The sequence below is a fragment of the Nocardiopsis sediminis genome, from assembly GCF_042650565.1.
Taxonomy (GTDB): Bacteria; Actinomycetota; Actinomycetes; order Streptosporangiales; family Streptosporangiaceae; genus Nocardiopsis_B; species Nocardiopsis_B sediminis.
In genome coordinates this window covers 873,499-881,083 of the sequence record NZ_JBHSBH010000015.1, presented here as the reverse complement: position 1 = coordinate 881,083, position 7,585 = coordinate 873,499, and the positions used below count along the sequence as shown (strand labels likewise).

Genomic DNA, 7,585 nt, shown 5'->3' with positions numbered 1-7,585 from the left:
CCCTCGGCGGCCGCCGAGGGCGCGGCGCATCCACAACCCCATGAAGTTCCGGACACGGGTGGCGGGTGAGGGTACGATCACTTCCACCCGCATTGCCGGACACGACCCGGTGCGGGTGCCCCGTCCGGACCCGCGCCCCGGCCCGGCCACCATGGCATCTCCGGTGCGCGTCGCCCGGTCACCGCCGTACCCCGCCGTGACCTCCGCCCTACGACCCGACCAACGAGGATCCGACCCCCACCTCCAGAGCACGGACATCCCCTTCGCGGCGGCGCCGCCGCGGCGGCCCCGATCCCCCGGCGCGGTCGTTGCGCGACCTCACGATGCTAGGTTCGGTCCGTGGCGTGAACCGTCCGTGTCAGGGGCCGCATCCCCTCAGCGGCAGGGGATTTCGCGAGTATCCCCCTGCTTTGGAGCCAGTCTGTGAGGAACCAGAGAACCCAGTGAACGATTCACCGAAGCTCTCTACGAAGATCATCGTCGCCGGTGGGTTCGGTGCCGGCAAGACGACGTTCGTGGGTGCGGTCTCCGAGATCCCTCCGGTGCGCACGGAGGCGGCGGTCACCGCCGCCAGCGCCGGCATCGACGACCTTTCCGCGACCCCGGACAAGACCACCACGACCGTCGCCATGGACTTCGGGCGCATCTCGCTCGATACCGACCTCACCCTGTACCTGTTCGGCACCCCCGGCCAGCAGCGGTTCTGGTTCATGTGGGACGACCTCGCGCGCGGCGCCCTCGGCGCGGTGATCCTGGCCGACCCCCGGCGGCTGGAGGACTGCTTCCAGGCGCTGGACTACTTCGAGAAGCAGCAGCGGCTGCCGTTCATGATCGCCGTCAACTCCTTCACCGGCGATCACGGGTACACCACCGAGCAGCTGCGCGACGCCCTCGACCTCGCCCCCGACGTCCCGATCGTCGGCTGCGACGCGCGCGACCGCAACTCCGTCATCGCCACCCTGGTCACCCTGGTCAAGCACGCCATGGCGGTCGAGGCCCGCCAGCGCGGCCAGCTCGTGCACTGACCCCCGCACCCGGGCCGCGGGCCCGGCCGCACCGCGGCCGGCCCGCAGCCCGGGGCGGCGGGCGCGGTCAGTGCGGCGTGGCGGCCAGCAGCGCGGCCACCCGCTCGCGCACGGCGGCGTCGTCCAGGCCGCGCACGGTGACCGTCGTGCGGCGGCGCAGCACGTCGTCGACCGTCACCGCCCATTCGTCGTCGCGGGCGAACACCGCCTGGGCCCAGATGTCGGGGCCGCCGGGGTGGATCCGCTCGCCGACCGCCGGGTCGGCGCGGACCAGGTCGGCGATGTCCAGCGCGACACTGCCGTAGTGCGTGGCCAGGTGCCGCGCCACCAGCGGGTCCATCCGCGCCGGCGGCTCGCGGTCGGCCATCAGCCGGTGCGCCACCGCGTCGGGCTGGCCGATCCCGGGCAGCGGCACGGTCTTGAGCGTCGGGCTCATGTCCTCGGCCAGCGGCACCGCCCGGACCTTGCGCAGGCGCTCGATCACGGTGCGGCCGATGTGCCGGTAGGTCGTCCACTTGCCGCCCGCCACCGACAGCATGCCGCCGCGCCCGAGCGTCACCACGGTCTCCCGCCGGGCCGAGCTGGTGGCGCCGGGCCCGCCGGGCAGCACGCGCAGCCCGGCGAAGGAGTAGGTGATCCGGCCGGGGTCGAGGGTGCCCGCTTCCACGGCGGCGCCGGCCTCGCCGAGGATCTGGCCGGTGTCGGCGGCGACCACCCCCACATCGGCGGGGTCGCCGGTGTAGTCCTCATCGGTCGTGCCCAGGAGCAGGTGGTCCTCCCAGGGGATGGCGAAGGAGACCCGGTACCGGTCCACCGGGATGGTCAGCGCCGCCCGCCAGGGGCGGTCGGTCCGCAGGACCAGGTGGGCGCCCTTGGACAGCCGCACGCTCGGCGCCGCAGCGGGGTCCTCCATCCGGCGCAGGTGGTCGACCCAGGGCCCGGTGGCGTTCAGCACGAGCCGTGCGTCCACGCCGAACTCCGTGCCGTCGACCCCGTCGCGCAGATCGGCGCCGGTCACCCGGCCGTGCGTGGTGCGCAGGCCCACGACGCGCGCGTGGTTGAGCACGACGGCGCCGGCCTCGGCCGCGGCGCGCACGGTCATGATCGCCATGCGGCTGTCGTTCATCTGGTGGTCGTGGTAGGCGGCCACGGCCTTGAGCCCGTCGGTCCGTAGAGCGGGGGCGAGGCGGCGCGCCTGCGCGGGCGACATCACCCGGCCCACCCCGTCGCCGAAGGCGGACAGGGCGGAGTAGAGGAACACCCCGGCGCCCATCTTGGCGGCGCCGTGCGGGCCGCCCTTGTACACCGGGACGAGGAAGGGCATCGGGGTGACCAGGTGCGGGGCGACGGCGCCGGAGAGCGCGCGGCGTTCGCGGTGGTTCTCGGCGACCAGCCGGACGTTGCCGGTCTGGAGGTAGCGCAGCCCGCCGTGGACGAGTTTGGACGAGGCGCTGGAGGTGGCGCCCGCGAAGTCGCCGGCGTCGACCATGGCGACCCGCAGGCCCGCCTGGGTGGCCATCCAGGCGACGGACGTGCCCAGGATGCCGCCGCCGATGACGAGGAGGTCGAAGGTGCCGCGGGTGATCTCCGCGCGGGTGGCGCCGCGGGTGGCGGCCGGGCGCCGGTGCGTCGATGTGGTGGGCATGGGCGCTTCCTCTGCTGGCCGGTGGGGCGGCTGTGGGCGGTGCGGCCGGGGGCGGGGGTGCCTTGGCGGCGGCCCCGCCCCCGCGGGGGCCGCCACGCGTCCGGTCCCGGGTCCGGGCGCCGCCGGTGCGCGGTCGACGCGGGGAACCGGACGGTTGTTCATTCCGATGTCGACCATCGTACGACAATGCCGAACGAGGCGCCAAGGTTCGAGCGGGCGGATCCAAGGGACGACGGGACCGCCGGTTCCCGTCCCTGATCACGGGTGTGTCCAGCCCCAGTGTCCTGCGGGAGGCCCCGTCGGGGACGCCGTGGAGCCGCCCAGGGTGCGGCATCGCCGCAGCCGCCATTGCGTGAAATCCACCGCTTGCGGGGGAACCGCTGCGGCGCCGACGGCGTTACCCTTGCGTGGTGTTCGGACGAATGGCAGAGAGCGTCCGCCGGCTCCTGGGCAAGCCCGGTGCGGTGGACCTGCGGCCTTATACCAAGCTTCTGGAATCCATCGAGGCCCGCGAGCCTGAGCTGCGCGATCTCGACGACGCCCGGCTCACGGAGAAGGCCGCGGAGCTGGGCAACGCCGAGCTCCCCTACGAGCGCGACGACCTCGTCGAGCTGTGCGCCGTGGGCCGCGAGGCCGCGCGCCGCGCACTCGGCGAGCGCCCCTTCGACGTGCAGCTCCTTGGGGTGATGGCGCTGCTCGACGGCCACATCGCCGAGATGGCCACCGGCGAGGGCAAGACCCTCGCCGGCGCTCTGGCGGCGGCCGGTTTCGCCCTGCGCGGCCAGCGCGTGCACGTGCTGAGCGTCAACGACTACCTCGCCCGGCGCGACGCCGAGTGGATGCGGCCCCTCTACGACCTGCTCGGCGTGGCCGTCGCCTGGATCGGCGAGGAGTCCACCCCCGCCGAGCGCCGCACCGCCTATTCCGCCGACATCACCTACGCCTCGGTGAGCGAGCTGGGCTTCGACGTCCTGCGCGACCGCATGGTCACCGATGTCGCCGACCGCGTCGTCCCCGACACCGGGATCGCGCTCATCGACGAGGCCGACTCCGTCCTGGTCGACGAAGCGCGCGTGCCCCTGGTCCTGGCCGGCGCCGCCGAGCACTCCGACGCCGACGTCGAGATGGCCGAGCTCGTCCGCACGCTCAAGCCGGGCACCGACTACGAGATCGACAACGAAGGCCGCAACGTCCAGCTCACCGACACCGGCATCGACACCGTCGAGAAGGCGCTGGGCGGCATCGACCTCTACGACGAGGACGACACCTCCGTCCTGCCCCGCGTCAACCTCGCCCTGCACGCCCACGTGCTGCTCCAGCGCGACGTCCACTACGTGGTCCGCGACGGCGAGGTCCGGATCATCAACGAGTCCCGCGGGCGCATCGCCCTGCTCCAGCGCTGGCCCGACGGCCTCCAGGCCGCGGTCGAGGCCAAGGAGAAGGTCGACGTCTCCGAGACCGGCGAGGTCCTCGACTCCATCACCGTCCAGGCCCTGGTCCTGCGCTACCCCACCCGCTGCGGCATGACCGGCACCGCCATGGCGGTGGCCGACCAGCTCCGGGAGTTCTACGAGCTCGAAGTCGCGGTCATCCCGCCGAACAAGCCGTGCGTGCGCACCGACCAGCCCGACCGCCTCTACGCCACGCGCGAGGAGAAGGAGGACGCGCTGATCGAGGAGGTCACCGAGGTGCACGCCACCGGGCGGCCGATCCTCATCGGCACCCAGGACGTCGCCGAATCCGAGCTCCTCGCCAAGCGCCTGGCCGACGCCGGCCTGGAGTGCGTGGTCCTCAACGCCAAGAACGACTCCGACGAAGCCGCCATCATCGCCGAGGCCGGCACGCACGGCGCCATCACCGTCTCCACCCAGATGGCGGGGCGCGGCACCGACATCCGCCTGGGCGGCAGCGACATGGCCGACCGCGACCGCGTCGTGGAGGCCGGCGGGGTCCACGTCATGGGCTACGGCCGCTACCCCAGCAGCCGGCTCGACGACCAACTGCGCGGCCGCGCCGGGCGCCAGGGCGACCCCGGCACCTCGACCTTCTTCGTCTCCGTCGAGGACGACCTGGTCGCCAACAACGCGCCCGAGACCCGCGGCTACGAGGCCGCCGGCGACGGCGAGATCACCGACCCCAGCTGGCTGCGGATGGTCGACCACGCCCAGCGGGTGTCCGAGGGCCAGCTGCTCGACATCCACCGCAACACCTGGCGCTACAACAAGCTGATCGACGTCCAGCGCAGCGTGGTGCTGGAGCACCGCGAGGCCGTCCTGACCGACGACCTGGGCGACCGCCAGCTCGCGGTCGACTGCGCGGCCCACCACGCCGACTTGGTCGAGGACGCCGGGGCCGACGAAGTCGCCCGCGCCGCCCGGCTGATCACGCTCTACCACCTCGACCGCGGCTGGACCGACCACAACGCGTTCCTCGCCGAGCTGCGCGAAGGCATCCACCTGCGGTTCCTGGGCCGCCGCGACCCGCTCGACGAGTTCAACCGCGACGCCGTCCCCGAGTTCAAGGGCTTCCTCGACGGCGCCCGCGCGCGGGCGGCCGAGACCTTCGGCGAGGCCGAGGCCGCCGACGGCGCCATCGACGTCGCCGAGATCGGGGTCAAGCGGCCCTCGATGACGTGGACCTACATGGTGCACGACCACCCGTTCTCCTCACAGCTGGAGAACTTCGTCGGCAAGCTCAAGCGCCCCTCGGGCGCGCAGGGCTGACCTCGGCGCCGGACGCCCGGGGGTAGGGCCTGCCCTACCCCCGGGACTCCGTCCCGGGTGATCGCGCGGCCCGTGCCGCGCGCATAGCGTTGACGGGTGACCGACACCCCGCCCCGGACCCCGTTGCAGGCGCTGCCGCGGGCCCGATTCCTGCTCACGGCGTGGCCGTGGCGGTCGGCGCTGTACGCGCTCTCGACCGCGCCGGTCCTGTCGCTGCTGGCGTTCCCGCTGCTGGTCATCGCCCTGCCCTGGGTCATCCTCGCCGTCATGCTCATCGACGCGGGCAGGGACGGCATGCCCGATGTGGCGACGTCGGTGGGGCTGCTGGTCAGCGGGGGCGTCCTCGTGGGCGGCCTGGGCCCGCTCACGACCCTCCCGGCCGCCATGGCGGAGCGGCTGCGGCTGCGGCTGATCGACCTCCGCCCCGCCGCCGACGGCCACCGCGACCCCGCATCACCGGGGCTGTGGGCGTGGCTGCGGCTGCGCTACACCGAGCCCGCCACCTGGCGGGAGCTGGCCTACATGGCGCTGGGCGGCCTCCTGCTGCCCGCGTGGATGCTGCTGTGGGGGCTGCCGCTGCTGACCGCCATGCTGCTCGCGACCCCACTGCTGGCCGCCGCCGAAGGGCCGGTCAACCTGGGCCCCATCGTGGCCAGCTGGCCGGCGGAGACCTGGCCGGCGGTGCTCATCGGGGTGGTGCTGCTCGTGGCCACCCCCTACCTGCTCGCCCTGGTCGCCGGGGCGCACGGCGCGCTGGCCCGCGCCCTGCTCACTGGGCGCGGAGCCGAGGAGCTGCGCGTCGAACTCGTCGAGGTCACCCGGTCGCGGGCGCGCCTGGTCGACGCCTTCGAGTCCGAGCGGCGGCGCATCGAGCGCGACCTGCACGACGGCGCCCAGCAGCGCCTGGTCGCCTTGACCATGCAGCTCGGGCTGGCCCGCCTCGACCTGCCCGGCGACTCCCCGGCCGGGCGCGCGGTCGCCGCCGCCCACGACCAGGCCAAGGAGGTGATCGCCGACCTGCGCGAGCTGATCCACAACATCCACCCCCGGGTCCTCACCGACCGGGGACTGCCCGCCGCCCTGGCCGAACTCGCCGACCGCTGCCCGCTGCCCGTGCGGGTCCGCGCCGACCTCGCGGAGCGGCTGCCCGCCCACATCGAGGGCAGCGCCTACTTCGTCGCCGCCGAGGGCCTGGCCAACGCGGTCAAGCACAGCGGGGCGGAATCGGCGTGGGTCGGCGCGCACCTCGACGGCGACCGCCTCGTCCTGGAGATCGGCGACGACGGCCGCGGCGGCGCCGACCCGCAGCGCGGAACGGGGCTGACCGGCCTGGCCGACCGCGTGGCCGTCATGGACGGCCGCATGCTGCTGTCCAGCCCCGAAGGCGGGCCGACCCGACTGAGAGTGGAGCTTCCGTGCCGGCAGATCTGACCCCCTTGCGCATCGTCCTGGCCGAGGACGGGGTGCTGCTCCGCGAGGGCCTGTCCGGGCTGCTCGAACGCTTCGGCTGTACCGTCTGCGCGGCGGTGGGCGACGCCGACGAGCTGGTCGCGGCCGTCCGCGAGCACGGCCCGGACCTGGTGGTGACCGACATCCGGATGCCGCCCGGGTTCACCGACGAGGGCCTGCGGGCGGCCGTGCGGCTGCGGCGCGAGCGCCCCGGTCTGGCGGTGGTCGCGCTGAGCCAGTACGTGGAGCAGAGCTACGCCGCCGACCTGCTCGACTCCGGCGACGGCCGCGGGGTGGGCTACCTGCTCAAGGAGCGCGTGGCCGACGTCGCGGACTTCGTCGCCGTGCTGCGCCGGGTGGCGGGCGGCGGCACGGTGGTCGACCCGCAGGTGGTCCGCCAGCTGCTACGCCGCCGGCGCGACCCGCTGGCGCGGCTGTCGGAGCGCGAACGCGAGGTCCTGGGCGAGATCGCCGAGGGCCACTCCAACGGCGCCATCGCCCGCCGCCTCCACGTGAGCGAGGCCGCGGTCGGCAAGCACATCGGAAACATCCTGGCCAAACTCGACCTCCCGCCCGACGACGACGTCAACCGCCGCGTCCTGGCGGTCCTCGCCTACCTGCGCGGCGGCTCCTGAGGCCGGGGCGCCGGGGTGCCGGGGCGGTGATCGCCCAATGGCCGGGGTCTCCATTGGCAGGTTGTGCCGATTCCCCGGCCCGGTGCGGTGGGTTGGAATGCGTCCGAA

At 74.0% G+C, this 7,585-nt stretch carries 5 protein-coding genes; 4 read left to right on the top strand and 1 reads right to left on the bottom strand.

All coding sequences use genetic code 11. The features are described 5' to 3' along the window. Positions 1-443: 443 nt before the first annotated feature. Positions 444-1,025 carry a GTP-binding protein gene (locus ACFOVU_RS26405; RefSeq protein WP_378537928.1) on the top strand — a complete coding sequence of 194 codons (582 nt, stop codon included), beginning with the start codon at positions 444-446 and terminating at the stop codon, positions 1,023-1,025. Positions 1,026-1,092: 67 nt separating this feature from the next. Here ACFOVU_RS26405 and ACFOVU_RS26400 read toward each other — a convergent pair whose 3' ends face one another. After that, on the bottom strand, positions 1,093-2,670 hold the full coding sequence (locus ACFOVU_RS26400; protein WP_378537927.1) for a glycerol-3-phosphate dehydrogenase/oxidase: 1,578 nt from the start codon (positions 2,668-2,670) through the stop codon (positions 1,093-1,095). 422 nt (positions 2,671-3,092) lie between these two features. Here ACFOVU_RS26400 and secA2 point away from each other — a divergent pair, with 422 nt between their 5' ends. From secA2 to ACFOVU_RS26385, 3 genes are all read left to right on the top strand, one after another. Beyond that, positions 3,093-5,393, top strand: coding sequence for an accessory Sec system translocase SecA2 (gene secA2, locus ACFOVU_RS26395; RefSeq protein WP_378537925.1), 2,301 nt, complete (start codon positions 3,093-3,095; stop codon positions 5,391-5,393). Positions 5,394-5,489: 96 nt separating this feature from the next. Beyond that, positions 5,490-6,824 (top strand): sensor histidine kinase, encoded by a 1,335-nt coding sequence (locus tag ACFOVU_RS26390; RefSeq protein WP_378537924.1) that lies wholly within the window; start codon positions 5,490-5,492, stop codon positions 6,822-6,824. Beyond that, positions 6,809-7,477, top strand: coding sequence for a response regulator transcription factor (locus ACFOVU_RS26385; RefSeq protein ID WP_378537922.1), 669 nt, complete (start codon positions 6,809-6,811; stop codon positions 7,475-7,477). Before ACFOVU_RS26390 ends, ACFOVU_RS26385 begins: the two co-directional genes overlap by 16 nt. The last annotated feature ends 108 nt before the right edge of the window (positions 7,478-7,585 follow it).